At 74.6% G+C, this 25,604-nt stretch carries 21 protein-coding genes and 1 pseudogene; 11 read left to right on the top strand and 11 right to left on the bottom strand.

The genetic code is table 11. From position 1 onward, the window contains the following. Positions 1-7 precede the first annotated feature (7 nt). Positions 8-916 carry a hypothetical protein gene (locus tag FH715_RS04615; RefSeq protein ID WP_211367425.1) on the bottom strand — a complete coding sequence of 303 codons (909 nt, stop codon included), beginning with the start codon at positions 914-916 and terminating at the stop codon, positions 8-10. A gap of 95 nt (positions 917-1,011) precedes the next feature. Then, on the bottom strand, positions 1,012-1,722 hold the full coding sequence (locus FH715_RS04610) for a hemerythrin domain-containing protein (RefSeq protein WP_246108547.1): 711 nt from the start codon (positions 1,720-1,722) through the stop codon (positions 1,012-1,014). A 173-nt stretch (positions 1,723-1,895) separates the two neighbouring features. Between FH715_RS04610 and FH715_RS04605 the strand changes: the two genes are divergently transcribed. Beyond that, entirely contained in the window at positions 1,896-2,528 is a 633-nt protein-coding gene (locus tag FH715_RS04605) for a TetR/AcrR family transcriptional regulator (protein WP_139640915.1), read from the top strand. Positions 2,529-2,661: 133 nt separating this feature from the next. On the opposite strand, the gene FH715_RS04600 is transcribed toward FH715_RS04605, so the two are convergent. From FH715_RS04600 to FH715_RS28055, 3 genes are read right to left on the bottom strand one after another with little or no spacing between them, the layout of a single operon-like run. Then, on the bottom strand, positions 2,662-3,828 hold the full coding sequence (locus FH715_RS04600; protein ID WP_139640913.1) for a zinc metalloprotease: 1,167 nt from the start codon (positions 3,826-3,828) through the stop codon (positions 2,662-2,664). A 42-nt stretch (positions 3,829-3,870) separates the two neighbouring features. After that, positions 3,871-6,306, bottom strand: a complete 2,436-nt coding sequence (locus tag FH715_RS04595; protein WP_139640911.1) for a YcaO-like family protein — start codon at positions 6,304-6,306, stop codon at positions 3,871-3,873. Positions 6,307-6,338: 32 nt separating this feature from the next. Then, positions 6,339-6,512 carry a hypothetical protein gene (locus FH715_RS28055; RefSeq protein WP_170184621.1) on the bottom strand — a complete coding sequence of 58 codons (174 nt, stop codon included), beginning with the start codon at positions 6,510-6,512 and terminating at the stop codon, positions 6,339-6,341. A 199-nt stretch (positions 6,513-6,711) separates the two neighbouring features. Here FH715_RS28055 and FH715_RS04590 point away from each other — a divergent pair, with 199 nt between their 5' ends. From FH715_RS04590 to FH715_RS04570, 5 genes are all read left to right on the top strand, one after another. Next, positions 6,712-7,692: a TOMM precursor leader peptide-binding protein gene (locus tag FH715_RS04590; RefSeq protein WP_139640910.1), complete on the top strand. Its 981-nt coding sequence runs from the start codon at positions 6,712-6,714 to the stop codon at positions 7,690-7,692. Next, positions 7,682-9,049, top strand: coding sequence for a YcaO-like family protein (locus FH715_RS04585; protein WP_139640908.1), 1,368 nt, complete (start codon positions 7,682-7,684; stop codon positions 9,047-9,049). Before FH715_RS04590 ends, FH715_RS04585 begins: the two co-directional genes overlap by 11 nt. Before the next feature lie 29 nt (positions 9,050-9,078). Continuing rightward, positions 9,079-9,861 carry a SagB/ThcOx family dehydrogenase gene (locus tag FH715_RS04580; RefSeq protein WP_139640905.1) on the top strand — a complete coding sequence of 261 codons (783 nt, stop codon included), beginning with the start codon at positions 9,079-9,081 and terminating at the stop codon, positions 9,859-9,861. 352 nt (positions 9,862-10,213) lie between these two features. Beyond that, entirely contained in the window at positions 10,214-10,903 is a 690-nt protein-coding gene (locus FH715_RS04575; protein WP_139641050.1) for a DUF3159 domain-containing protein, read from the top strand. Positions 10,904-11,152: 249 nt separating this feature from the next. Continuing rightward, complete coding sequence (locus FH715_RS04570) at positions 11,153-11,776, top strand: TetR/AcrR family transcriptional regulator (protein ID WP_139640903.1); 624 nt, start codon at positions 11,153-11,155, stop codon at positions 11,774-11,776. 167 nt (positions 11,777-11,943) lie between these two features. On the opposite strand, the gene FH715_RS04565 is transcribed toward FH715_RS04570, so the two are convergent. Next, positions 11,944-13,197 carry an APC family permease gene (locus FH715_RS04565; protein ID WP_246108546.1) on the bottom strand — a complete coding sequence of 418 codons (1,254 nt, stop codon included), beginning with the start codon at positions 13,195-13,197 and terminating at the stop codon, positions 11,944-11,946. 701 nt (positions 13,198-13,898) lie between these two features. Between FH715_RS04565 and FH715_RS04560 the strand changes: the two genes are divergently transcribed. Together FH715_RS04560 and FH715_RS04555 are read left to right on the top strand one after the other, a co-directional pair. Next, positions 13,899-14,930 (top strand): acetylxylan esterase, encoded by a 1,032-nt coding sequence (locus FH715_RS04560; protein WP_139640899.1) that lies wholly within the window; start codon positions 13,899-13,901, stop codon positions 14,928-14,930. Between the two features lie 99 nt (positions 14,931-15,029). After that, positions 15,030-15,911, top strand: a complete 882-nt coding sequence (locus tag FH715_RS04555) for a phosphotransferase (protein ID WP_139640897.1) — start codon at positions 15,030-15,032, stop codon at positions 15,909-15,911. Between the two features lie 289 nt (positions 15,912-16,200). Here the strand turns inward: FH715_RS04555 and FH715_RS04550 are convergent, their stop codons facing one another. From FH715_RS04550 to FH715_RS04535, 4 genes are all read right to left on the bottom strand, one after another. After that, positions 16,201-17,853, bottom strand: coding sequence for a class I adenylate-forming enzyme family protein (locus FH715_RS04550; RefSeq protein WP_139640895.1), 1,653 nt, complete (start codon positions 17,851-17,853; stop codon positions 16,201-16,203). Next, entirely contained in the window at positions 17,850-19,589 is a 1,740-nt protein-coding gene (locus FH715_RS04545; RefSeq protein ID WP_246108545.1) for a CoA transferase, read from the bottom strand. The genes FH715_RS04550 and FH715_RS04545 overlap by 4 nt, the downstream gene beginning before the upstream one ends. A 217-nt stretch (positions 19,590-19,806) precedes the next feature. Next, positions 19,807-20,571, bottom strand: a complete 765-nt coding sequence (locus FH715_RS04540; RefSeq protein ID WP_246108544.1) for a chitinase — start codon at positions 20,569-20,571, stop codon at positions 19,807-19,809. Positions 20,572-20,792: 221 nt separating this feature from the next. Then, positions 20,793-22,031, bottom strand: a complete 1,239-nt coding sequence (locus FH715_RS04535) for a PP2C family protein-serine/threonine phosphatase (protein WP_139640893.1) — start codon at positions 22,029-22,031, stop codon at positions 20,793-20,795. A 212-nt stretch (positions 22,032-22,243) separates the two neighbouring features. Between FH715_RS04535 and FH715_RS04530 the strand changes: the two genes are divergently transcribed. Continuing rightward, a complete protein-coding gene (locus FH715_RS04530) occupies positions 22,244-22,453 on the top strand; it encodes a DUF4287 domain-containing protein (RefSeq protein WP_139640891.1) in 210 nt (69 codons plus the stop codon). A 99-nt stretch (positions 22,454-22,552) separates the two neighbouring features. Here FH715_RS04530 and FH715_RS04525 read toward each other — a convergent pair. Beyond that, positions 22,553-24,553: pseudogene (locus FH715_RS04525) on the bottom strand (PA14 domain-containing protein); the annotation flags it as partial. A gap of 244 nt (positions 24,554-24,797) precedes the next feature. On the opposite strand from FH715_RS04525, the gene FH715_RS04520 reads away from it, so the two are divergent. Continuing rightward, positions 24,798-25,157 (top strand): ArsR/SmtB family transcription factor, encoded by a 360-nt coding sequence (locus FH715_RS04520; protein ID WP_139640887.1) that lies wholly within the window; start codon positions 24,798-24,800, stop codon positions 25,155-25,157. Then, positions 25,154-25,576 carry an SRPBCC domain-containing protein gene (locus tag FH715_RS04515; RefSeq protein ID WP_139640885.1) on the top strand — a complete coding sequence of 141 codons (423 nt, stop codon included), beginning with the start codon at positions 25,154-25,156 and terminating at the stop codon, positions 25,574-25,576. Before FH715_RS04520 ends, FH715_RS04515 begins: the two co-directional genes overlap by 4 nt. Positions 25,577-25,604 lie beyond the last annotated feature (28 nt).

Raw genomic sequence — 25,604 nt, 5'->3', positions numbered from 1 at the left:
GGGCGCCTCAGTCGGCGTCGTCGGATTGCTCCTCGGGCCCTCGCGCCTGGTTCCGGGCGGCGAGCTCCCGCAGGCGCGCCGTTGTGCCGTCGCGCCGCGCGCGGCGCAGGCCCTGCTTGGCCAACAGGCCGTTGGCCACGGTCGTGACCGTTCTGCTCGGCGGCGCTGTCATGCCCGCCGATGTGTGGGGTGCGTAGAGGGCCTGCCCGTCCTCGACGGTCAACCAGCCGGTGAGGGTGCGCATGGCCAGGCCGACGCACTGCGGTTGGAAACGGTGGGCGAGGAATCCCGCCCGGCGTCCGCCCGGCGGCAGGAGCCCGGGAGACGCGGCGAGGCGCAGACCGGTCTCGTCGTGTCCGGTGACCGTCACCGGGAGGATGACGGGGTGGCCGTCGGCGCCCTGGTAGGCCAGCAGGCGATGAGGAAGGGCGTCGATCTGCCGGGCGAGCTTGGCGACGGGTGTCCGCGGGGCGGTGCCGTTCTTCGGCGGTTCCTGTTCGGCGGGATGCCCCGGCCAGGAGGCGCCCGTCACGGTCGGGCGTCCACTCGCCGAGAGGTCGGGCCAGACGGCGACGCGTTCCGGGTGGACATCGACGAAGACCCGGTTCTGGTGGTACTCGCGAAGCAGCCAGTCCCACACGCGCCCGCGCCTGGTCCGCCCGAGGAACGGCTCGGAGGCTTCCATCAGCTCCGCCAGTCGCTGCGCCGGGGGCTGAAGATCCACCTCCGCCCGGCCCTGGGCGAGGACGTAGTGGCTGTGGTTGGCGAACCCGTGGTCGCGCGTGTGATAGGCGAGAGCGACGCGTGGGTCGCTCAGGATGCGTTCCAGTTTCTTCGGGAAGCCCAGCGAGGTGGTGAAGCTGACCTCGTTGGCCGCCCGGTCCGCGAGCCCTACCGGTGAGACGCTGGTGACCACCGCCCCTCCGGCCGGGGTGAGGTAGGCGGCGGCGATGGTCAGGTCGCCCCTGAACGCCTCGTACGCCGTGTCCGGTCAAGGGAGTTGAGTGTGTGTCACGATCCGTCGCCTCGCAGGGCTCGCAGCTCGGCGGCGGCTTGGCCGCGCAGGGCGGGCAGCGCCGCCTTCGCCGGGGCCGGCATGTGCACGAGCATCGACTCCACCTCGGCCGGCGTGCCGGCCTCATCGAGGAAGCCGATCATCAGATGCCCGGCCACCGGGGGCGTGCTGGCGATGACTCGCTGGGCGAACTCCTCCCACTGCGTGGGCGTGATGTGCCGCAGGGCGGGGAACAGCACCGGTTCCTCGTGGGTCAGGTGGTCACGCACGCTGTCGCGCACCGCGACGGCCGCCTCGCGCAGCGCGTGCCGGCGGTCGCCGCTCACGCTCTCGCCGCCCGTGCCCTCGCCGCTCACGCTCTCGCCGCCCGTGGGCTCGCCGCCCGGCTCTTCCGTGCCGGTCAGGTCGACGGCGGCGAGGCGGTCGAGCGCGCTGTCCAGCCGGTCGTGTTCCTCGCTGAGTTCGTCGAGCGCGCCCTTCGTGTCCGGCGCCGCCGCCACGACGAGCGGCCACAGCCACGCGTCCTCGGTCTCGTGGTGGTGACGCAGGTTCGCCACGATGAAGTCCCGTAGCCGCGCGAGTGCTTGGCGCGGCACGGTGGTGCGGCCGGCGGCGTCGACGAGCAGTCCGGTCGCCAGTCGGTGTGTCTCATGGGCGAGCCGCGTTTCCGTGAGGGCTTGCGCGTGGGACTCAGCTTGCATGGTCATGTGTGCGGAACCTTCGCGTAGGAGCGCATGGTCTTCCGGGCGGACCCCGAGAACCTGAACCGTCCCGGCGGGAAGGCGGGAAGGGTGGAAGAGGTTTCGGTGCGCCCGGCCTCTATTCAAGTTACATGCTCTGCATTGAAGTGAGCCACTATGGCCTCAGGTAGGCTGCCGCCATGCCCGAACGGACTCGGAGGTACCGGTCAACGCGACGCGAGCAGAGCGCGGCCCAGACCCGACAGGACATCCTGGAGACCGCGCGCGACCTCTTCACCACGCACGGCTATGCGCAGGTGACGATGGGGCAGCTCGCCCGCTCGGCCGGTGTCGCGACCAAGACGCTCTACGCGAGCGTGGGCACCAAGACGCAACTCCTGCACGCTCTTCTGGCCGTGGACGTGGCGGACTCGAAGGCCACCGGGCTGCACGACGAGGTGTTCCGCAGCACGGACCTCGCCTCCGCGGTCACGTCCCTGGCGCGGGGAATACGCGGCAACACCGAACGCTTCGCCGCGTCCATCAACCTGCTCCACTCCTCCATGGCCAGCGACGACAAGGCGCGGCAGGTATGGGAGTACGTCGTCGCGCAGTACCGCCAGGCGCTGCGCGAGGTCGCGGAGCACCTCGTCGCCATCGGGGTGGTGGCTCCCCGTCTCGACGTGGACGGCGCGGCGGACCGCCTGTGGTTCTGCTTCGGGCTGTCGGCGTGGCGGTCGCTTGTCGTCGACTGCGGCTGGAGCTATGACGACGCGGAGCGCCTGCTCGCCCGCCAGGCCGTGCGGATGCTCGAAGACCCGGGCCCGGCGTAGGCCGCTCCCCCACGACGGCCCGACCGTTCCGAGCCGTCACGTGGCCCACACCACCGGCCAGGCCCGACCCGCGTCCGTGCGGCGCCGCCGTGCTCGTCACCCGCCGCACCAACGCCGGGCGCGGGAACGGCCGTCAGGCCAGCGTGCCGCTCCTGGCCTGTCGGAGCATCCGCAGCCACAGGGCGACGGCGACGGCCGCGCCGGCCGTCCAGGCGAGGGGCGCCGGCACGGCGTTCTCCAGCCCGAGGACCGAGCCGAGCAGGAAGCCGGAGGCCACGTTCGCCGCGACGCCCAGGATGACGACGATGTAGACGAACGACAGCGCCCCGTAGGCCACCAGCACGGCCGTCGTCCGGTCCCGGACGCGGACGCGCCACGGCGCGGTCGTGGCGAGCAGCGCCATCGCGCGTTCGCGCAGGTCGTCCTCGCGGAGCAGCTCCGTGAGGACGAAGTAACCGTCGCTGCGCAGCAGCGGGTTGAGCGTCGCGACGATGCCGACGACGGTGGAGAGGAAGAGGTAGGCGGCGAAGGTGCGGGCCGCGCCGTCGGAGAGGGCCAGCACCAGGCAGCCGGAGGCGACCAGGATCGCGAGGTCGACGAGCGGCCCGCTGAGGTGTACCAGGACGCGCCGCCAGCGGGCGCGCAGCAGCCAGATGTCGCTGACGTCGGTGAACGCGACGGGTTGGAAGTAGTACAGCCCGACGCCCAGCGCCGCGACCGACCGGCCGAAGCTCAGGCAGGTGAAGGCGTGCCCCAGCTCGTGGACCACCGCGCGCAGCAGGATCGCCGGCCACACCTGCCAGGCCGCTGACCAGCTGAGCGCGTCGTTCGCACCGGAGAGCATGTCGCCCCACCGCAGCGCGCACACCACGACGCCGGCGGCGAGCAGCGCGACGAGCGCGGGGAGGACCACGCGCGGCGGGCACCAGCGGGCCAACAACCGGTGGGCGGTGGCGAGCGAACGCGGGTCGTGCCAGGTGGACTTCAGGAAGAACAACGACTGCCGGTGCACGTCGCCCCCGTGGGCGCGCGGCGCCTCGGTGCCCTCCAGCAGGCCGTTGGCGGCGAGTTGGGCCATGACTTTCCGCACGTGGGCGGGCGGGCAGCCGGCTTCGCGTGCGGCCTCGTCAACGGTGCGCGAGCCGTCGAGGAGTTGGGCGATCGACCAGGCGCGGGCGCCGAGCCTGAGGTAGGACGGCGGGGTGCCGATCCGCACATAGACCTGGCCGCCGTCGGCCGTGGCCTCCACCGGTTCGGCCAGCCGGGGGCGTTCGGGGGCGGTCTCGGAGGTCGACGGCACCCGGGCTCCTCTCGGTCCTACGGGCGGATCACGTATCGCGGGTCAGGGGCAGGGGTGCGGCAGCGGGTTGAGCGCCGACTCGGGCAACGGCGCCGCGCGGTGGCCCATCCGCACGGGCACGGTGCGCAGGCGCGCGTTCTCCCGTGCCTGGAGCGGGCCGATCGAGAACGGCTGGAGGCCGGGCACCACGGCGCGCCACACCTGGAGCCCGGTCGCCGCGCGGACGTCCGGGGTGCTCAGGTCGACGGCGACCGCTTCGAGTCCCGCGTCCCGCAGGGTCTCCACGAGCAGGTCGAGCCCGGCCCCCGGGGTGCTGGGGGCCGGGGGGTGTGCGGCGGCGTAGGCGGCGAACGGGCGGCGTCGCTCGCGGATGAGCAGCCAGCCGAGCGCGTCCAGGTAGCCGGGCGAGGCGCCCAGCGCCTTCGCGCGTTCCCGCTCGGTGACCCAGGCCGCGTCCGGGGCACCGGGGAACGCCCGTGCTTCCTCGACGAGTTGGCCGGTCAGCCAGCAGGTGCCGTGCAGCGCCTCCAGCACCGCCTTCTCCAGGGCCTCGCCGGGGTCGAGGCGGGTCGCCATGCCGAAGGTCGCCAACGGGCCGGTGCCGTCGTGGCGTTCGACCATGGCCAGCACGGTGGGAACGGCCAGATCGGTGGCGAAGTCCCAGGCGCGCAGCCGGCCGCCGGTGGCCCGCAGGGCCCGGTGGGCGCGGTCGACGCGGGGGTGGCCGGTGGTGTCGAGGGCGAGTTCGGGAACGGGGGCTCGGTTGAGGAAGTGGATGAGCAGCGCGTCGGCCTCGATCAGCTCGCAGAGGCCGTGGACCAGGCAGGCGTCGGCGTCCTTGCCTGCCGCCAGGCCCTTGTTGGAACCGGGCTGCACCGCGTCCTCGAAGGCGGCGGCGGTGTATCCGAGCAGGCTCAGCTGGGCGGGAACGAGCACCGGGCCGCCCCGGGTGAGGCTGTGGCCGTGGACCCAGCCGAGGGGGGAGGCCGCCGAGGCGGTGGGGAAGTCCGCCTCGACGGCCGGCTTCTCGCGGTCGGAGAACGTGGCGAAACGTTCGAGCGGCACCGCGTTCGGCAGGTCGCGCGCCGCGCCCCACACCACCCGGCGGGCGGCGCCGTGCACCAGCGCGCAGTAGCGTTCGACGGCTTCGCCCAGGCAGCGCCGCACGGCGTCCGCCATGGTCCAGGCGGCGCCGAACGCGTCGTAGAGCTGCGGTTGGGCGTGCGAGGCGCTGATCTCCCGGAGGTCGGCGAGGTCGCCGGTGACCGCGTGGAAGAGGTCGGCGGTGTGGAGGAGGTCGGCGGCCACGGCTGGGTGTTCGGTGCGCAGGGTGCGCAGCACGCCACGGGGGCCGTGGAGGGCGCGCAGGTCGTGGGTGAGGGCGGCGAGCCGCTCCGGCGACAGGTCGTGGGAGCGCCGGCAGCGTTCAGCGAGCGTCGCGGGCGCAAGCGCGTGCGCGGGTGCGATGGCGGGCGCCGGGGCGTGTTGGGGGGCGTGCGGAGGTGCGCCCGCGCCGTCCGGGAGGAATGGACGACGCGGGCGCGGTGCCCGCGCCAGGCTCGACGGGAGTAGGACGTCGAGGGGCGCGGGATCGCCGGCTTGGGGGGTGCCGGCGAGATCGAGGGGAGCCCCGGGCGCGCAGAGCGGGCAGGTCGGCAGGCCCAGGACTCGGGTGAGGTCCGCTTGCCGGGGGCGCAGTTCGAGGAGAACGGCGCCGTCGGGGAAGCGGGTCGGCGCGCGCAGGCGCAGCGCCGCGTGGGTCAGGAGCAGCGCGGTGGCCGCCGGGTCCGGGCTCTCCGCGTCGCGCGCGGGGCGTGCGTCAACGCCGTGCGCGGGGCGTGCGCAGCCGGCGCGTTCGCGTGCGGCGAGGCAGTCGAGGCAGAGGCGCGCGCCGGAGAGATCGGAGGTGACCAGGACCTTGCCCGGCTCGCGCCAGTGGGTGGCCCAACTGCCGCCGGCCGCCAGCACGGCGCGCGCGGCGACCACGGGCGCCGTGGCCTCGTTCCCGGTCAGCAGCCGCCTGGGCAGTACCACGTCCACGGGCCGGCCGGCCGCGCGGTCGGCGACCTCGCGCACGTCGTCCGTCACCAACAGCCCATGAGTCTGGGGGAGTTGACGTGCCGCCCCGGCCACTTCCGGTTCCGCGACGACGGCGGTCAGCGCGGGGTAGGTGTTCACCACCCTAGTGGCGCCGGTGCCCCCCGTCGGCGCCGGCGCCACCAAGCCCTGTCGGCCGAGCCAGCCGAGCAGCGCGCCGGCCGTCGTGGCCGGCACACCCGCCTCGGCCGCCCAGGCGTCGGGGGCGGTGCCGGACCCCAGCGCCGCCAGCAGCCGGCCGGCGAGCGTGGCATGCTCCCCCGCCAGCACGGCCGCGTGATCCCAACCGCGCACCAGTAGTCGCCCGTCGGGCCGCGCCAGCACCTGGGTGGTGCCGGCCGGCGCGACGGCGTCGCGCGTGGTGAGGGGTGGGGAGGTCACGACGTGGGTCCGAGGCGTTTCCGCGTCCGGCCTCAGCCCTTGCCGCTGAGGGTGCAGCCGGAGGAGGCGGCGCTGCTGCCGCCCTCGACGTTGTCGAGGGCCAGGCGCGGCCCGAGCTTCTCGATCGCCAGGTCGAGGGTGTCGAGTTCGTCGATGCCCGCCTCGGTCTCGGGAAGCGCGCCGGGGGTCTCGTGGTCATGTGCCATGACATACCTCCAGAGAAAGTGATCTGAAAACGATTTCTCGTCGGTCGACGGATGCGAGGAGCCGGCCGAACGGAACGTCGACCACCCTGCCACGCCTCCTCCCGCGGACGCCAACCGTCCACTTGTGTAAGCTTATTTCCGCATGTCATATCGTTAAACTATTGACCCTGACGCAGCCCTTCCGGTACGAATGACGGCCATGCCGACCGATGATTCCTCGCGCGTCGAGGCGCGGGGCGCCGAGGCGCCCAGCTATGTTCTGACGCCGGGCGCCTCGGTCACCCTTGAAACCGATTTCTCGGTCACCGTGCGGCTCGTCACCGGAGATGTCACCCTGCGCGGCAAGACGGCGGCGCTGGCGGGGCGGGTGCTCGGCCTGGTCGCCAGGCCGCACTCGGCCGCACAGCTCGCCCGCGAGGTGGAGACCCCGGCCGCCACGGTCGAACGGCTGCTGGCGCGGCTGGAGTCGAAGGGGCTGGTCACCACCCTGGCCCGGCTCGACGCCGGGCCTGGCGCCGACCGGCGGGCCAACGCGGCGCTGAGCCTCTTCCCCGACGGCGGGCTCCAGGACCCGGCGCCCGGCGGGGAGCCGGCCGAGATCTTCTGCCTGGGCGACGCGGAACTCGACGCTCGCTTCGCCGAGTTGACCGGCGCCAGCATGGACCTGCGGGTCTCACGCCAGCCGACGATCGGCGAGGCCGGCTCCCCCGCCCCGCGCGGCGCGGCGCCCTCGCTCGCCGTCTGCCTCACCAGGGAACGCGAGGACGCGCGGCTGCGCCGCCTCGACGGCTGGGCGCGGCGCGTCCAGGTCCCCTATCTGGCCGGCTGGTTCGAAGGCGTCACCGCCGTGCTGACGCATGTGGTCATCCCCGGGCGCAACGCCTGCTACGACTGCCTGTGCACCAGGGAACGCGCGGCGGCCCACGGCGACGGCAGGCCGGGCCCCGGAGACGAGGAGTCGCTGGGGCGGCGGCTGGCCTCGGCGCCGGCCGGTGGACTGGCCGCCGGCGACGGCCTGTTGGCGAGCCTGGCCTCGTTGCGCACGGTCAACGTCTTCGCCGGCCGCACCAACGAGGCGCCGGCCCCGACGCTGCTCCAGCTGAGCCTCACCACCCTGAAGCTCACCCGGCACCCGGTGCTGCGGGTGCCGAACTGCGGAAGCTGCGGCCGTGCCGGCTGACGCGGGGCCCGCCGCCGGGCCACCGGACGCGGCCGACGCCGGCCTGGACACCGTTCCGGACGCGGCTGGCCCGGATACCGGCCCCGACCTGGACGCCGTCGTGTCGCCGCGCACCGGGATCGTCACCCATGTGATGCCGTTCGTCTCGGAGTTGCTGCCCCGCGCGATGGTGACCCGGCTGGCGCTGACCGCGCGGCCCGAGCTGCTGCCCGGGGTCGCGGCCGACTTCTCCGTCATGGGCTTCGGCGTGGGCACCTCGGCGGCCGAGGCGCGCGTCGGCGCGGTGGGCGAGACGCTCGAACGGTACGGGTCGCTGGTCGGCGGGGCGCTGGTCCCCGTCGAACGCGGCAGCTACCGCGACCTCGGTGCGGACGCGGTGCCCGGCGACGCGTTCGCGCTGCCCTCCCGCGCCACCCCCTCGTCGTGCGTGCCGTGGGACGAGACGGCGCCGCGCGGCTGGGTGGAGGGGCACGACCTCACCCGCGACCGGCGGGTGTGGGTCCCGGCGCAACTGGCGCTGCCCTGCTACCGCGCGCGGTTCGACGGCGAGGACCTGTCGCCGTGGACGACCACGGGACTGGCGGCCCACACCGATCCGGAGGCGGCCGTGCTGGCCGGGCTGCGGGAGGTGGAGGAGCGGGACGCGTTCACCATCCGGCACCTCAACCGCTGGACGCCGCCCGAGATACCGCTGTTCGGCGTCGCCGACGACGTGGACGCGCTGCTGGCCTCCCTGCCGCGCTGGCTGGACCTGGAGGTGCGGGCGTGGGACCTCACGTTGGACCTGGGGCAACCGGTGGTGCTGGCCGGGGTGTTGCCGAACCACCCGGACCTGCCCCCGTTCTGCTTCGGCGCCTCCTGCCGGGGCGACTATCCGAGCGCGCTGCGCAAGGCGGTGCTGGAGGCGTTCCAGATCGTGGCGGTGATGGCCAGGCGCGGCTTCCCGGCGACGGCGACGGCCGAGCCGCTGGAGGAGTTGGCCGACCCGGAGGACCACATCCGGATGACCTGCCAGCCCGGCTACCGCGACAGCCTGCGCTGGCTGCTGCACGAGCGGGTCCCGTGGCGCCCACCCGGCGGGCGTGCGCCGGCGCGGGAGACGACGCTCGCCGAGGCGGTGGAGGCCGTCGCCCGGCGCGGGATGCGGGTCATCTCCGTCGACCTCACCCCTCCCGACCTGCGCGAACTCGGCTGGCACGTGGTCAAGACGCTGGTGCCCGGCTCCCAGCCGTTGAGCTTCGGCCGCCTCCAGTGCCTGGGCGGGGAACGCCTCTACCGGCTGCCGGTGGAGCTGGGGCACCGGCGCGAGCCGGCCCGCGAGTCCGAACTCAACCCGGCGCCGCACCCGTTCGCCTGAGACGCCCCGGCCGGAAGGAGCACGCCACGATGTCCGCCCCCTGGAACGCCATGCCGGCCCCCGACCCGCACGGGTACGCGCCGCTGGCGGCGAGCTACCACGAGAACTCGAAGTTCACCCGCGACCGGCAGCTCAACTACTCCGACACCGTGCAGCACTTCGAGGCGCGGATGAACGAGCTGCGCGCCGGCCCCGACCGGTACGCGAGCGCGCCGGCGACGGTGCTCGACGACGAGCCGCTGCCGCTGCCGGCGCTCGGGGAGCTGGCCGCGCGCCGGCGCAGCGAGCGCGCGTGGGGCGGCGCGCCGCTGAGCCGCCGCGCGCTGGCGACGATCCTGCGGGTGGGCGTCGGCGCGGCCGACGTCCGGCGCCCGGCGCCCTCGGCCGGGGGGCTGTACCCGGTGGAGGCGTATGTGGCGGTCATGAACGTGGAGGGGATCGCGCCCGGCGTCCACTACTACGCGCCGCACGCGGGCGAGTTGCGGTGGGTGGACCCGGTCGACCCCGCGCCCGGGCTGCGGGCGGCCTGTCTGCACCCGGAGTTCCTGGAGGGCGCGGGCGCGGTGGTCGCGCTGACCGGGGTCTTCTCGCGTTCGACGGCCAAGTACGCGGAGCGCGGCTACCGTTTCGCGCTGATCGAGGCCGGCCACATGGGGCAGGGCCTCTGCCTGGCCGCGGAGGGCGTCGGCGCCGGCTCCCTCTGCCTGGCCGGCTTCCACGACCACGAGCTGGACGAACTGCTCCAGCTGGACGGGCGGTTGGAGAGCTCGGTCCACACGGTGGTGCTGGGCCCGGTCGCGGACGGCGACTGAGCCCCCCACGGCCTCCACGGCCTCCCTCGGTCGCCCTGCCACGACGGGCCGGGCCGCCGTGGCGGCTGCGCCCCGCTGGCGCGGGGCCGTTCGGAGCCCGCGGACCGTCAGGCCGAGGCTCCGCTGTCGACGGAAACGGAGGTGGCGGCCGGCCCTCCCCTCAATCCCGGCTCGACCGCCCCCTGACGGGCTCTGACGCGCACAACTCCGCGGCGAACGAGGAACGTTGGAATGCATGGTGATCCAGGTCACACCGTGGCGGGTGGACGCAAAGTGTCGCTGAATGCCAAGCTGTCACTTAGTGGCGCACAGGGGCCGCTCCCCCACCACCAACCCGGAAGAGCTGATCACCATGCAGAGCCCGAGCAACGACCAGAGGGTGACCACCACCGTGCGGACCGAGCAGCCGGCGGGACAGCCGAGGAAGCCGACCATGCTCGACCAGGCCGGCGGCACCAAGGGGCTCGTCTACCCCGCGCTCCCCGCGCTCGTGTTCGTTGTCGCCAACAACGCCAAGGGGCTCCGGGCCGCGATCATCTGCTCGATCGCCGTCGCCGTGGCCATCGCCGTCGAACGGCTGTCCCGCAAGGAGTCGTTGCAGCCGGCGCTCGGCGGCCTGTTCGGAGTGGCGATCGCCGCCGGGATCGCCTGGTACACCGGCTCGGCGAAGGACTACTTCCTCATCGGCATCTGGACCAGTCTCGCCGCGGCGGTCGTCTTCCTCGCCTCCGTGCTGGTGCGCTGGCCGCTCGCCGGCCTGCTGTGGAACGCCGCCACCGGCAAGGGCAACGCCTGGCGCCAGGACGCCCGTTCGCGCCTGTACTACGACATCGCCACCCTGACCCTGACCGCGATCTTCGCCGCCAGGTTCGTCGTGCAGCAGTGGCTCTACGACTCCGACGACGTCGAGTCGCTCGGTTTCGCCAAGATCGCCATGGGCTACCCGCTGCTGGCCGTCGGCCTGCTGGTCCTCGCCTGGGCCGTCCGCGCCTCGGAGAAGCGGCTGAAGGCGCTCGGCCTGACCGCCCCCCAACACGGCTGAGACACGCGACGGACGCGGCACGCACTTCCACGCCCACGCGCCGGAGGACCCGATCGGTCCGACCGGCGCTAGGGCGTTGACGCGCGGGCGCTGGCCCATGAGAGCGGGGCGCGGGTCACCGGGGAGCGGGGCGCGGCCCCCTCCGGGAGGTGGCGCGGGCCGTCACTTAATGTCAATATGGCACTTGATGTGCCTGGTGCGGAGAAAGGGTGAAGAGGCGTGGCCACGACGAAACGCGTCAGAGGAGCGATGAGCGAGCAGCGACGCCACCGCTTGCGGCTGGAGATCTCGCGGGAGGCCGCCCGACTCTTCTGGAAGCAGGGCGTCGACGGGACCAGCGGCGACCAGATCGCCGAGGCCGTCGGGCTGTCGACCCGCACCATCTGGCGCCACTTCCGCTCCAAGGAGAGCTGCGCCGAACCCATCGTCGCCCAGGGCGTCGAGTGGGAGATGACCACGCTGCGCACCTGGCCGCCCCATCTCTCGCTGGAGGAGCACTTCGCCCAGGAGAGCGAGCGGTTCGGCCAGGCGGCGAGCGACACGGAACGCGCCGACACCGTGCTGTCGGTGCAGATGGTGCGGCTCGGGGACGACGAGCCGGCGATACGCACGGCCTGGCTGATGGCCTGCGACGAGCTGGAGCGGGAGCTGGCCCAGATCGTCGGCAAGCGGCTCGACCTCCCCGCCGACGACCTTCAGGTCCGGCTCCACGCGGCGGCGGCCGGCGCCGCCCTGCGGGTGGTGAACGAACACATCGGCGCCGCCCTGCTGGACGGCGTTCCCGCCTCGGAGTTCGCCGACGCTTCCGCGCGGATCGCGAACGCCGTCCGGACGGCGACCAGCGGTGCCGTGGGCGACCCGATCGCCTCCTGACGCGCGGGCAAGCCCGGCGAACGCGAACGCCGGGACCGCCGGCACCCCACGCGGGGGCGGCGCCCCGACGTCCTCCGACGGCGCCCAAGGCGCCTCCGGTGGCGGCGAGTTCACCACCACCGGAGGCGCCTTCGCCGCGCACGGGCCGCGGGGCGGGCCGCCGGCCGTCAGGACCGCCGCCCCCACGCCGAGCGCGCCGCGTAGAGACCCGCGCCCAGCGCCAGCGTCAGCGCACCCGCCAGCACCGAGGAGGCCGGCAGCGCGAAGGCCAGCACGAGACAGCCGGCCAGGCCGACCAGCGGAACCAGCCGGGGCGGGCGCCCCTCGCCGGGCCCGAGCGTCCAGGCCGACGCGTTGGCGACCGCGTAGTAGACCAGCACCCCGAACGAGGAGAACCCGATGGCCCCGCGCACGTCCCCCGTCGCGGCGACCACGGCCACCACCGCGCCGACCAGCAGCTCCGCCCGGTGCGGCACCGCGAAACGCGGGTGCACCGCGGCCAGCGCCGACGGCAGGTGCCGATCCCTGGACATGGCGAGCACCGTGCGGGACACCCCGAGGATCAACGCGAGCAACGCCCCCAACGCGGCCAGCGCGGCGCCCAGACGGACCACCGGCACCAGCCACTCCGCTCCCCCGGCGCGGGCCGCGTCCGACAGCGGCGCCGACGCCTCGGCCAGCCCCCTCGAGCCCAGCACGGTGAGGACCGCGACGGCGACGGCCGCGTAGACGACCAGCGTGATGCCCAGCGCGAGCGGGATCGCACGCCGGATCGTGCGCGCCGGGTCGCGCACCTCCTCCCCCAGCGTCGCGACACGGGCGTAGCCGGCGAAGGCGAAGAACAGCAGCCCCGCCGCCTGGAGCACCCCGCCGGCCGTCGCGTCCGAACCGACGTCGAGCCGGCCGAACTCCACCGCGTCCGACGCGAACACGGCGACCACCACGGCGGCCAGGACCGCCAGCACCGCGCCGACGATCACCCGGCCGAGCAGCGCGGACTTCCGCACCCCCGCGTAGTTGACCGCCGTCAACGCCACCACGGCCGCCACCGCGACGGCGTGCGCCTGCCCCGGCCAGGCGTAGGCGCCGAACGTCAGCGCCATCGCCGCGCAGGACGCGGTCTTGCCCACGACGAACGCCCAACCCGCCAGATAGCCCCAGAAGTCGCCCAGCCGCTCGCGGCCGTAGACATAGGTGCCGCCGGACGCGGGATAGCGGGCGGCGAGCCGCGCGGAGGAGGTCGCGTTGCAGTAGGCGACGACCGCCGCCAACGCCAGGCCGAGCAGCAGCCCCGAGCCGGCGGCGCCGGCCGCCGGAGCGAGCGCGGCGAAGATGCCGGCGCCGATCATGGCGCCCAGCCCGATGACGACCGCGTCGGTCACGCCCAGCGTGCGCCGCAACGCGCCGAAGGACCCGGCCATGAGCATCCTCCTCGCCGCCCCGCGACGACCCACGGACCTCGCGGCGCCCGGACGACGGCAACGTTCAGCACGTTAGAGCCAAGCCCCCGCGCGCGGACGACCCCCCACCGCAGTCGTCCGCGGCCCGCCACCCATGCACCGCGCAGTTCCCCGCGCCCCCAAACGCGCCGCCGGCGGTGGAGGGGCGCGGGGAACGGCGCGAGCAACCCAAATCCGGGCCGCGCCCGACAACCCACCCCACCCACACGGCACCGCAGTCGCCCGCGACTACGCGTCCACGCCCGCGGCCACCCGCGCGCCCAGCGCAGCGCGAGAGAGGTCTTGCCGACGCCTGCCGTGCCGACCACGAGGACCACGGCGGAGACCCCGGGGTCCGGCACGCCGAGCACCGCGTCGAGATGCCCCATCTCGCTGGTGCGGTTGACGAACCCCCGGGTGTCCGAAGTGAGTTGACGCGGCCGTGCCGCTTCGGACGGCTCGGCCCCGGTGTGGAAGTGGATGCCGCCGCTGACACTCCCGGCCTGCACCACGTCCCTGGCGGAACCGGTCCCGTCAGCGCACGGGAGCCCCGGGGGCGCGACGATGCGGCGCGGCGGCGGGGCCCGTGGTGCCGGGGGCACCGGTGTGCGGCCGGCGCGGGGCGGGAACGCGACGGGAACGCGACGGGAACGGTGCGGGCACGTGAGGGCGACGGGAGCGCGATGAGGCGGAACGGCGATGTGGACGCCGGCGACGAGGTGTTCGGGGGCGCGTGGGAACGGGCCGCGCGCCGGGTGGAACGGCTGCGCGGGGACCACCCCTTCGACTTCGACCCGACCTACGGGTACCCGCCCGACGCGCTTCTGGGGGTGGGCGCGCCCGCGCCGCCGGACGACTTCGACGCGTTCTGGCGCCGGCGCTTCGCGCGGGCGCGCGAGGTGCGGGTCGCGCCCCGGCTCGGTCCAGAGGTGGAACGGGACGCGCACCACCGCACGCACCGGGTGGAGTTCGGCTCGGTGGGCGGGCGGCGGCTCGGCGGATGGCTGACCCTGCCCGCCTCCGGGCGGGTCACCCGGGGCTGCGTCGCCACCCACGGCTACGGGGGCCGCGCACGCCCGGAGCCCGCGCTGGCGCCGCCCGGTGCCGCCACCCTCTGGCCGGTGCTGCGCGGGCTGCCCGAACTGAGCCGCTTCCCCGACATCCCCGAGGAGCCCGACGCCCATGTGCTGAGCGGCATCGCGGCGCGCGACACCTATGTGCACGGGGACTGTGCGGCCGACGTGTGGTGCGCGGCGACGGCGCTGCTGGAGCTGGTGCCCGAGGCGGCGGCCCGGCTGAGCTATCTGGGGACCAGCTTCGGCGGCGGCATCGGGCCGCTGGCGCTGCCCTGGGACGAACGGTTCACCGCCGCCGCGTTGACCGTTCCCAGCTTCGGCAACCATCCGCTGCGGCTGACGCTGCCCTGCGTCGGCAGCGGGGAGGCGGTGCGCCGGCTGCACCGCGAACGGCCGGACGTCGCCGAGGTGTTGCGGTACTTCGACGCGGCGAGCGCCGCGTCCAGGATGCGGATTCCGACGCTGGTGGGGGCGGCGTTCCTCGACCCGGCCGTGCCGCCGCCCGGGCAGTTCGCGGTCTTCGGGGCGCTGGCCGGTCCACGCCGGCTGTTCGCCCTGACGGCGGGCCACTTCGAGCACCCGGACACGGCGGCCGAGGAGGCGGAGCTGGTGCGCGCCACCCACCGCTTCCTGCCGTAGCCGGGGCGGCGTGGTGCCGCCGGAAAACCTGAGGCGGCGGCCCGGCCGCCTTGGTACCTTGCGCCGGTCCGCGCGGGCGGGCCGAACAAGGAGAAGCACATGGATGGCACTACGGGGCGCCGCGCGGTGGGCGCGGCCCGGGGGATCGCCGACGCGCTCGGGCTGGCGGCCGACGAGGCGCTCGTGCTCCAGGACTCCAACAAACTGACGGCGCGGCTGCTGCCCTGCGACACCCTGGCCCGGATCGCGCCCGCCGGGCCGGGGGACGCGGGGGCGGAGGCGCGGAAGCTCGCGCGATGGGAGATCGACCTCGCCCGGCGGTTGGTCGACGCCGGGTGTCCGGTGGGCGCGCCCGATCCGCGCGTCGCGCCTGAGGCCCACGAACGTGACGGGTTCGCGGTCACGTTCTGGACCTACCACGCGCCCCCCGTGCCGCCCCGCGCGCTCTCCCCCGTCGAGTACGCCGGCGCACTCGCGCGGCTGCACGCCGGGATGCGCGCCCTTGATGTGGCGGCACCGCGCTTCACCGAACGGGTCGCGTACGCCGGCGCGCTCGTGGCCGACCGCGCCCGCACCCCGGAACTCGCCGAAGACGACCGGCAGTTGCTCGTTGACACCCTGCGCGACGCGGGCCGCGCGGTCGCCGAACGCGGCGGCGCCGAGCAGTTGCTGCACGGCGAGCCGCACCCGGGGAACCTTCTCGTCACCGAGGGCGGGCCGCTCTTCATCGACCTGGAGACCTGCTGCCGTGGGCCGGTGGAGTTCGACCTGGCCCACGCGCCGGACGGTGTCGGCGAGGAGTACCCGGGCGTCGACCTGGAGTTGCTGCACGCGTGCCGGAGCCTGGTGCTGGCGATCATCACCGTCTGGCGCTGGGACCGCGACGACCGCCTCCCGGACGGCCGCGAGCTGGGCCTCGCGTGGCTCGCGCGGCTGCGCGAGACGGGGTGGCGGGGGGCGACTACCCACGTGGACGGCTGAGGATCGTCGTCGTCCACCCCCACCAGGGGCGCGGGGAACTGCGCGAGCAACCACACACCGGGCTCACGCCGACAACCCATCCAAGCCACGCACGTGCATAGTCGACTGCGGCCCGCCACACAGCATTCGCGCAGTTCCCCGCGCCCCCAAGCAGGCCGTCACCTGCCGAACGTGAACCCGCACCCGAACGACCACGCCAACCCACACCGGGGGCGCGGGGAACTGCGCGAGTAACCCACCACCGGGGCGAGGACGACAACCCGCCCAGGCCGGCAAGGCCGGTAGTCGGCTACCCGACCCACCCGGCCAGGGTCCCGCGGCAGATCTTGCCGGTCGGGCCGTGTGGCATCTCCGTGACGGGCAGCAGCAGTTCGGGGAGCTTGCGTTTCTCCAGGCCCCGTTCGCCGCACAGGAAGGCCTGGAGCGCTGCCAGCGTCGGCGCCCGTGCGCCGGGGACGGGGCGGACGCAGGCGCAGAGGCGTTCGCCGAGGTCGGGGTCGGGGACCGGGACGCAGGCGACCTCGGCGATGTCGGGGTGGGCGGCGACGTGGCGTTCGACCTCGGCGGGGCTGATGTTGTAGCCGCCCCTGATCACGACGTTCCGCAGCCGGCCGAGGAGGAACAGCCCTCCGCGCGCGTCCAGTCGGCCCAGGTCGCCGGTGCGGACCCAGCCGTCGGGGGTGCGGTGGCGGGCGTCGCCCGCGCGGTCGCCGACGTGGCAGAGCGGGGTCATGGGGCCCCGGGCCTGGATCTCGCCCGGCTCCCCCGCCGGGACTTCCCGACCGTCGGGGGCGACGATCCGGACGGCGACCACCGCCGGGTCGGGGACGCCGACGAATCCGGCGGGCGTCTCGGGGGTCGCGCGGGTGTGGCAGTTGACGCCGTCCGAGGAGCCGTAGACGGTGATCACCGGCCTCCCGAGGCGGCGTCTGGCCAACTCCCCCGTGGACGCGGGGAGTTCGGCGCCGCTGGAGACGGCGGCCACCAGCGGCGACAGTTCCTCCTCCGGCGCCGGGGGCCGTTCCGCGATCCGGCGGAGCATCGTCGGGACGGCGAAGAGATGGGTGGCGCGGTGCGCGCTCGCCGCCCGCAGCGCCTCGGCGGGGTCGAACGCGGGCAGCACGAGCAGCGTTCCGCCGAGCGCCGCCACGGTGAGCACGCCGCAGGAGCCGAACGAGGAGCCGAGCGGCACCAGGACCAGGTGGCGCCGGGGGCCGGGGTCGGGGGTGAGTGCACGCAGATAGCGGGCCCGGCCGCCTCCCATCGCGTGGTGGGCGTAGGCGACCATCTTCGGCTCGGCCTCCGAGCCGGAGGAGACCATCAGCCGTGCGGGCGCCGCCGGATCGACAGCGCCCGGCCGCCACCGCGTGCGCGCCGGCGCACCCAGCCAGCACACGCCCCCCGCGCGCCCGGCGTGTGCCTGGTCGGTCGTGAAGACGGCGCGCAGCGCGGGGAGTCGGCCGGCGAGCGCGAGGTCCGAGGGCTCGGCGAACACCGCGCCGGCGGCGCGCGCACGGCCGAGCAGGGCGAGGGTGTCGCGGCGCCCGCCGCCCGGTGGGTACGGCAGGGCGACGGCGCCGATCGAGTAGACCGCCAACTCGGCGGCGACGGCGGCGCGTCCGTTGGGCAGCCGCAGCGCCACCACGTCGCCGGCGCCGAGCCCGGCGTCGGTGAACAGGGCGGCGATCCGGCGGACTTCGGCGTCCAGGGTGGCGTAGTCCCAGCCGCCGCCCAGCGGGTCGCCGGCCTCGACGACGGCCTGCCGGGCGGGGTGGGCGGCAACGTGGCCGCGGAAGAGCGCCGCCAGGTCGAGGTCGGGGCACAGCCCCCCGGCGACCCAGCAACGGCGCTCGGCCGGCGGCACCAGGTCGGGGAGGGCGAGGCCGTCGCGGCTCGTCCAGACGGGCGCGGCGGGGGCCGCCGGTGAGGTGGGAGCGGTCACGAGAAGGTCCAGGGGGTGCGGGGGCGGGCGTGGCCGCCGGGCGGTGCGGGGGCGACGGCGGCGCGGAACGCGGGGTCGCGCGCCAGGGCCGCCAACTCCGTGACGACGGGGACGGCGGCGACACCCGCGTCGGCGAGCGCCGCGCACCACTCCCCCGTGGCGCGGGTGGTGAGCCGTTCCGCGACCGCGTCCGGCGCCTGCCTCGACGCGCCGGTGACGCGGGCGAGCCGGACGGGGTCGGCGGCGGCGGGCAGCGCGAGCCAGCCGTCGGCGGTGCGCAACGGCTGGTCCAGCGGGGTCCAGGGCGCCCTCACGCGCGGGCGCGGCACGAGCGCGGCGGCCGACAGTAGTGAGGACTCCACGCGCACGCCCCTTCCCGCGCCGGCGCGACGCAGCAGCGCGGCGACCGCGCCATGGGCGCAGAGCGCCCCGCCGAGCACGTCGGTGAGGGTCATCAGGGAGGGCGTCGGCCGCCGGCCGGCGGGGCGCAGGGCGGCGGCGAGGCCGCCGTGGGCCTGGGCGAGGTAGTCGGTGCCGATGGGCGGCGCGGCCGGGCCGAAGGCGTCGCCGAAGCCGGAGGCGGCGGCGTGCACCAGCCCGGGCCGCGCCCGCCACAGGTCGGCGGCGGTGAGGCCGAGCCGCTCGGCGCGGCCGGGCGGCCAGTTGTGGAGGAACACGTCGGCCTCGGCGGCGAGTTCGACGACGGCCCGGCGGCCGGCCGCGGTGGCCAGGTCGATCTCGGCGACGGACTTGCCGGCGTTGAGCGCGGCGAACCGCGCCGAGACGCCGCCGGCCAGCGGTGGCAGTCCGCGCATCGGGTCGCCGCCCGGCTGCTCGACGCGCAGCACGCGGGCGCCGAGCAGCCGCAGCAGATGGCCGGCGAGCGGGCCCTGCACACGGTTGGTGGCCTCGACGACGCGCAGCCCGCTGAGCGGCAACGCCCCGTCGGCGGGCGGCAGTCGCCTCCCCGCGAGCCCCGGCGCGCACGCGGAGCGCAGCGGCGCCGGCAGCCCGGCCGGGTCGGGGTCGTCGGGGAGCGCGACCAGGCTGAGGCCGCCGGCCAGCGCCGCGTCGGCCAGGGCGGCCAGCGGATGGCCGGCGGCGGCCCGGCGCAGCTCCGGCGGCAACGGGCAGCTCCCGGTGGCGAACCGGCGCTGGAACGGCGCCCAGCCGCGCCCCGCGAGCGCGGGCTCCACGCCGAGCCGCCGCCAGAACTCCCGCCAGGCGTCCGGGTCGAGGGTCTCGATCTCGCACACGACGCCGTCCGCCGAAACCAGGCTGGCCACGCCGGGGGCCGGGTCGTCGGCCGGGCCGTCGGGGGCGGTGGCGGCGGCCAGGTACTGGGTGAGGGAGAGCAGCGCGCCCTGGGCGACCGAGGTGGTGACCCGGCGCAGCGCCAGGCCGCGCCGGCGGGCGAGCAGGGCGGCGTGCACGCCCAGCGCGGTGAGGACGCCGGCCACCGTGGCGGTGTAGGGGACGGCGAGGTGTTCCGGCGTGCCCGCCGCGCGGCCGTGCACATGGGCGACGCCGCAGGCGGACTGGACGGTGCGCTCGTCGACCAGCGGCAGCGCGACGGGGCCCGCCCAGTCGACGGCCTCCGTCACCTCGCGGCGAACGGACGGGGGCAGTGCGGCCAGCAGGCGCCCGGCAACCGCGCGATGCGCCGGAGAACGCGCCGGCGCGCGGTCGTTCATGCCCGCGCCGGGCGTGACCGGGACACGAGGGGAGACGTTCACGTTCCCCATCGTGGGTGCCAGGCACGGGAGTTGGGGCGCCAAGCGGCCGGGTTGCACCCCGAAGGGTGAGTGACTCGCTCACGGGAACGAACGCCCACCGGGAACGGGGAAGGGGCGGGGCCGTCGCCGCCCGCGCGGCGCCGCCCGCCACCTGAGGGGGTGGCGGACGGCGAACCCGCGCCGCGCCCGCGGGAGGGCGCGGCGGAGCGCGGAGCGGTCAGCAGGACAGGTTGCCGCCGGGGTCGACGCCGAGGATCGCGGAGAACCGCGTGAAGGTGTCGATCCGGCTCTGCACCTGGCCGGGGTTGCCGCCGTCGCACTCGATCGAGCCGTTGATGGCGCGGATGGTCTCCCCGAAGCCGACCTCGTTCACGATGGCGTCGTGGGGGGTCATCGTGCCGGGGCCGCTCTGGGTGTTCCAGTACCACAGGGCGGTGCGCCAGGCGACGGCCGCGTCCTCCTGGACCAGCCAGGGGTTGTTCAGCAGGTCGATGCCGAGGGCGTCGCCCGCGGCCTTGTAGTTGAAGTTCCAGCTGAGCTGGATCGGGCCGCGGCCGTAGTAGGCGTCCTGGCCGGCGGGGCAGCCGTAGGACTGGCTGGGGTCGCAGTAGTGCGGGTAGTTGGCCTCGTTCTGCTCCACGATGTGGACCAGTCCGCCGGTCTCGTGGCTGGCGTTGGCGAGGAAGGCGGCGGCCTCCCGGCGGGCGATGGTCTCGCCGCCGGCGTTGGCGAAGTCCGGGTAGGAGCTGAGCGCCGCGGTGAGGCCCTCGTACGTGTAGAAGGGATTCCGGTTCGGGAACATCTCGTTGAACTGGGCCTCGGAGACCGGGAACGCCGTCGGGCGGACGTCCTCGGCGCCGACCGGGTCGGTGGCGGTGGCCGACGAGGCGGGCAACGCGTTGAGCAGTCCGGCCAGGAGCGTGGCGACGGCCAGAAAGCCTGCGGCGCGGAGGCCGCGCCGCCATCTGTCGATCATGCTCATGCCAATCCTCTCTCGGGACGGTGCGCTGTGCGCGGGGTCACGCGGGGGAACCTGAAGTGATTCAAGAAGACCCGCGAGAGGCCGTCAAGGGGTTGGTCTGTACCAATCGGTCTGTACCAATGATCGTGCGCCGCGCGCACGTGCCCCCGCGCGCCGGCGCACCCCCAACGGAGCCTGGACGGCGCCCCGTTCGCCACGGGGGCGGTCACCTCGCCGGCCGTTCAGAGCCGCAGGATGACCAGCGCGGTGTCGTCCTCGGTGCCCTTCGGCGGCAGCATGTCGACCAGCAGCGCGTCGGCCAGCGCCTCGGCGTTCTCGTCGCGGTGGCGCCGCAACGCGTCCGCCAGCCGGCCAAGACCCCGGTCGATGTCCTCGTCGCGCCGCTCCACCAGGCCGTCGGTGTAGATGACCAGCACGTCACCCGGCCGGAAGGACGTCGACGCCTCGATGGCCTCCCCGTGCGTCGGGAGCGCGGCGAGCGGCGGGTTGACGGCCTGGTCGAGGAAGTCGACGCGGCCGTCGGCCCTGGCCAGCGCGGGCGGCGGGTGGCCGGCGCTGGCGTAGGTGAGGGTGTGGCTGCCCCAGTCCACGAAGAGCTTGACCACGGTGGTGGACTGGCCGCCCGGCACCGAGCGGGCGTAGAGGTCGAGCACGTCCAACGCCCGGGAGGGGCTCTCCGAGACGCGGGCGACCGCGCTGAGCGCGCTGCGCAGCTGGCCCATGACGCCCGCCGCCTCCAGCCCGTGACCGACCACGTCGCCGACGGCGAGGGTGATCTGCTCCTGGCTCAGCTGGATGATGTCGTACCAGTCGCCGCAGACGTTCATCGCGGCGCTCGCCGGCCGGTAGCGCACCGCCGAGTCGTGGTTCAGCCGCGGGTCGGGCGGCGGCAGCATGGACCGCTGGAGGCTCAGCGCCACCTCCTGCTCCTGGGCGTGCGCCGCGCGGAGCCGGTCGTTGCTGGCCTGCAACTCCCCGGCCCTGTTGAGGACCTCGGACTCCATCCGGCGCCCCCGTTCCCCGGCCGCCGTGCCGCGCGGCGCCCGTTCGCCGGTGATCAGGTCGGTGACCTCCTCCACCCGGTGGAGCAGCAGCCGCACCCGCCCGTGCTCGTCCAGGACGGGGGCGTTGACGACGCTCCAGTAGCGTTCGGCGAAGCCCTCCGCCCCCTCCTCGGGGCGCACGTCGTAGCGCTGGACGGCCATCGGGTCGGTTCTACCGGTGGCCGCCACCCTCCTCAGGGAGAGCCGCAGGTTGCGGGTGCCACTGGGGGCGCTGTCCTCCGGGTCGTCGGGGAACACCTCGTCGAAGGAGCGGCCGAGCAGCTCCTCCCTGCTCCGCCCCGCGGTGCGCGCGTAGGCGTCGTTCACCTCGACATAGGTCAGGTCCGGGCGCAGCAGCGCGACCGGCGCGGGGTACGCCCGGTAGACCGCGGCGTAATCGACTTCCGACTCCGTCATCCGGACCACCTCAGACCTCGGCTCGTGTCCCGCCACCCTAGGGTCGGGGCCCGCGGCGGCGGGCGCGGCAGGGGCACGGTGGCCGGCAGGTCACACGGACGGCCGCGCGGTCGGGTGTGGGCGGGATCACAGGGGGCGGGCCGCTCGGTTTCCCGCCGGCGGCGGGTCGTAGGGGGTGAACGGTCACCGCCCGACGGACGAGGAGCAGCGCCATGACCAACCCGGTGAAGGGGCCCGCCAGTTACTTTCCGAGCATCGAGCGGACCTACGGCCGCCCGGTGGCCGAGTGGCAGGAGCTGATCCGTGCCTCGCCACTCACCCGGCACGGCGAGCTGGTGGCCTGGCTGAAGACGGAGCACGGGCTGGGGCACGGCCACGCCAACGCGCTGGTCGCCCACACCCTGGCCGAGGACCGCCGCTGAGCCGAAAGGCCCCGGCCGCCGCCGTCGTCGTGGACGGCGGCCGGGGCCGCGCCGGGTTCCGCGCCCGGCTCGGGCGGGTTCCGCGGGGGCTCAGCCCTGCGGGACGGCGTTGAGCGTGTACCAGGCCTCGGTGCTCCACAGCGTCTCGCCGTCGGCGGAGCTGAAGGGGCGCGGGGACTGCACGTGGACGACCCGGTCGGGCTTGAGGCCGTCGATGGTCAGGGTCACCTCGGTGCCGTCCTCGGAGAGGGTGGCGGAGGTGACGCGGAGGGTCTCCTCGTCGATCTTGGGCCCGCCGTAGTCGGCCGTGGGCTCGTAGCGCCACTGGTCGACCCGGTAGGAGTCGGCGAGCGCGTCGGCGGTCTCCTGGGAGAGCGGCTCGGTGTAGCTGAGCGTGAACCCGTCGGGCGTGGCGCGCATGTCGTGGATGTCGAACGTGCTGGTGCCGTTCGGCGTCAACTTCTGGAGCCCGTGGTCGAGTTTGCCCTCCTGGCCCCAGTTCCCGCCGGCGCCGAGGCCGCCGGTGTAGAGCGCGCCGTCGGGGCCGACGCTGACCCGGGTGACGCCGGCCTCAAGGCCCTGGGTGTGGCGGAAGAGCGCGCCCTGGTAGGCGCCGTCGACCTTCTCCAGGGAGGCTCGCTGGAGGCCGCCGTAGGTGACGTCGGCGATCAGCACCTGCCCGGCGAACGGCCCCTCGGTAAGGGTGACCGGGGTGCTGGGCGAGTTGCCGATCTCGTTCTGCGGCAGCCAGAGGACCGGCTTGGTGACGGGGTTGTCGTCGAACGGGCCCGGCGGGTTCATGTAGTGGTTGAAGAACGCGTCCTGCTCGATGTGGAGCAGCTTCGAGGAGGGCAGCCAGCCGCCCTGGTTGTCGGTGACCAGGATCTCGCCCTCGGGACCCCAGCCGATGCCGTGCGGGGTGCGCAGCCCGCCGGCGAGGTAGTCGACCTCGCCGGTGTCCTTGTCGACGCTGATGGTGGTGCCCCGGTCGGGCGCGGGCTGCGGGTCGGTGGTGGCGCCGCCGAGGTCGATGGCGACCGACAGGTTGAGGTAGAAGTGGCCGTCCTCGTAGAGCATCCCGAAGGCGAACTCGTGGAAGTTGCCGCCGTAGGGCCACTCGGCGACCGTCTCGTGGGTGTCGGCGACCTCGTCGCCGTCCTCGTCGACCAGCCTGGTCAGCTGGTGCTTCTCCGAGACGTAGAGGGAGTCGTCGACCCACTTGATCCCCATGGGCTCGTTGAGTCCCTCGGCGACGCGGGTGTAGGTGACGTCCTCGGGGCTGGTGGCGCCCGTGACGTTGTCCAGCAGGTAGACCTCGCCGGCCACGTTGTCGGTGCCGCCCCAGGTGGCGATGGCCAGCCGGTCGTCGGGGAGCCAGTCCATGGCGGAGACCTGCGGCTCGAAGCCCTCGGGGCGCAGGTCGGTCAGGTCGTAGGAGGGGTGGACGGAGTCCAACGGCAGCCCGTCGCCCGGGGAGTCGGCGCCGCCCTCGCACTCCTTCTGGCCGGGCGCGGTGACGCGGACGACGTCGGCGTCGGTGGAGAGCACGTCGTTGGGCACGGTGACGAACTCCTCGGCGCCCGGCGGGCGCCACTGGAGGGTGAGCCGCTGCTCGGCGGAGGCGTCGAAGTAGTCGACGCGCAGGGAGTGGTAGCCGGCGGTCAGCTGGACGCTGCCGTCCTTGGGTTCCGCCGAGTGCAGGCCGTCGTGGTCGATGACCAGCTGGTCGTCGACCGTCAGCCGGGAGCCGTCGTCGCTGATCAGGCGGAACGCGTAGTCGCCGTCCTCGGGGATGTCGATGTTGCCGATGACCTGGGAGACGAAGTAGTCCTCAAGGCCGAAGTCCTCGGTCGACTCCCAGTCGATGACGGGCATCAACTTGTCGACGTTCGGCGTCTGTCCGGCCTTCAGCGTGCACAACTGCTCAAGAGGGGACCCCACGTCGAAGCTGCGCAGGGTGACCCCGGGCTCCTGCGGGGGGATGTCCGCCGCGTCCCGCGACGCCGCGTTGCCTGGCGCCGCGAGCCCCCCGAGGAGCAGTGCGGGGAGCAGCACTCCCACCGCACGTCTGCGGGCGCGCCGCGTCTGCCGTCTTCTCACCGTCGTCCTCCTGCCGCTTGGCGGGTGCCGTGGGACGCCACGAGCACGCGACACGGAGGTGTCATGTACTCGTAACGAACCCATCTGGACGGCAACGTAAGGACTTTGATCGATTCTGTCCATAACTTTCGCCACTCAGGGGACATCTTCGTCCGTTCCCGGAACAACTCGGGGGACCGGACACACGCGGGCGCCGCCGAAACATGCCCTGGACGACATATAACCGCTGAGGCATACTGTGGCCATGCCCCCGCCGTTCGAAGTGCTGGCCGACCCCACGCGCCGGCTGATACTCGACCTGCTCCGCGAACGCCCACGTGTCGTGGGCGAGTTGGTCGACGCGCTGGCGATCAGCCAGCCCCGGGTCTCCAAGCATCTGCGGGTGCTGCGCGACTCCGGCCTGGTGACCGTGCGGGCGCGGGCCCGGGCGCGGCTCTACACGCTGCGGCCGGAGCCGCTCGCGGAGCTGGACGCCTGGCTCAGCCCGTATCGCCGGCTCTGGGAAGACCGACTCGACCTGCTGGAACGGCATCTGGAAACCGTCCCCGAGCCCCCCGGCACAGCCGCCGGGGAGGCCGACCCACCCCCCGAGGAGCGAGCATGAGCACCACCACCCACGAGGGCCGCCCCGCCCTGCGCGTCGAGCGCCGACTGTCCCGCTCCCCCGAGGCGGTCTGGCGCGCGGTCTCCGAACCGGCGCGGCTGAACACCTGGTACCCGATGCGGGTGACCGAGCTGGACCCGCGCGTCGGCGGGAGGATCGTCTTCGACGACGGCGAGGGCACCGTGCTGACCGGCACGGTCACGGCCTGGGAGCCGCCCCGCCTCCTCGCCTTCGACGAACACGGCGGCGGGGAGGACGGCCCCGCGGCGGACGACCATCTCCGCATCGAGCTGCACGACGACCCGGCCGGCTGCCTCCTGGTCCTCATCCACGTCCCGCACGACTTCGCCACGGCGGCCGGCGCGGAGAAGGGGTGGAACGGCTGCCTCGACCAGCTGCTCGGTGACCTCGGGGACTGACGGCCGCGGGGCGGCCGGCCACTGGTCG

It is taken from the genome of Streptomyces sedi (assembly GCF_006335015.1).
GTDB classification, from domain to species: Bacteria; Actinomycetota; Actinomycetes; order Streptomycetales; family Streptomycetaceae; genus Streptomyces; species Streptomyces sedi.
This window is presented reverse-complemented; position numbering and strand designations above follow the sequence as displayed.

What these genes read in the sequence shown, in the direction of transcription:
- FH715_RS04560 (WP_139640899.1), top strand. Translation starts at nt 13,899, where the DNA reads ATGAGGCGGAACGGCGATGTGGACGCCGGCGACGAGGTGTTCGGGGGC.
- FH715_RS04540 (WP_246108544.1), bottom strand. Translation starts at nt 20,571, where the DNA reads ATGAGCATGATCGACAGATGGCGGCGCGGCCTCCGCGCCGCAGGCTTT.
- FH715_RS04575 (WP_139641050.1), top strand. Translation starts at nt 10,214, where the DNA reads ATGCAGAGCCCGAGCAACGACCAGAGGGTGACCACCACCGTGCGGACC.
- FH715_RS04565 (WP_246108546.1), bottom strand. Translation starts at nt 13,197, where the DNA reads ATGGCCGGGTCCTTCGGCGCGTTGCGGCGCACGCTGGGCGTGACCGAC.
- FH715_RS04570 (WP_139640903.1), top strand. Translation starts at nt 11,153, where the DNA reads ATGAGCGAGCAGCGACGCCACCGCTTGCGGCTGGAGATCTCGCGGGAG.
- FH715_RS04530 (WP_139640891.1), top strand. Translation starts at nt 22,244, where the DNA reads ATGACCAACCCGGTGAAGGGGCCCGCCAGTTACTTTCCGAGCATCGAG.
- FH715_RS04555 (WP_139640897.1), top strand. Translation starts at nt 15,030, where the DNA reads ATGGATGGCACTACGGGGCGCCGCGCGGTGGGCGCGGCCCGGGGGATC.
- FH715_RS04590 (WP_139640910.1), top strand. Translation starts at nt 6,712, where the DNA reads ATGCCGACCGATGATTCCTCGCGCGTCGAGGCGCGGGGCGCCGAGGCG.
- FH715_RS04610 (WP_246108547.1), bottom strand. Translation starts at nt 1,722, where the DNA reads ATGACCATGCAAGCTGAGTCCCACGCGCAAGCCCTCACGGAAACGCGG.
- FH715_RS04605 (WP_139640915.1), top strand. Translation starts at nt 1,896, where the DNA reads ATGCCCGAACGGACTCGGAGGTACCGGTCAACGCGACGCGAGCAGAGC.
- FH715_RS28055 (WP_170184621.1), bottom strand. Translation starts at nt 6,512, where the DNA reads ATGGCACATGACCACGAGACCCCCGGCGCGCTTCCCGAGACCGAGGCG.
- FH715_RS04580 (WP_139640905.1), top strand. Translation starts at nt 9,079, where the DNA reads ATGTCCGCCCCCTGGAACGCCATGCCGGCCCCCGACCCGCACGGGTAC.
- FH715_RS04535 (WP_139640893.1), bottom strand. Translation starts at nt 22,031, where the DNA reads ATGACGGAGTCGGAAGTCGATTACGCCGCGGTCTACCGGGCGTACCCC.
- FH715_RS04515 (WP_139640885.1), top strand. Translation starts at nt 25,154, where the DNA reads ATGAGCACCACCACCCACGAGGGCCGCCCCGCCCTGCGCGTCGAGCGC.
- FH715_RS04520 (WP_139640887.1), top strand. Translation starts at nt 24,798, where the DNA reads ATGCCCCCGCCGTTCGAAGTGCTGGCCGACCCCACGCGCCGGCTGATA.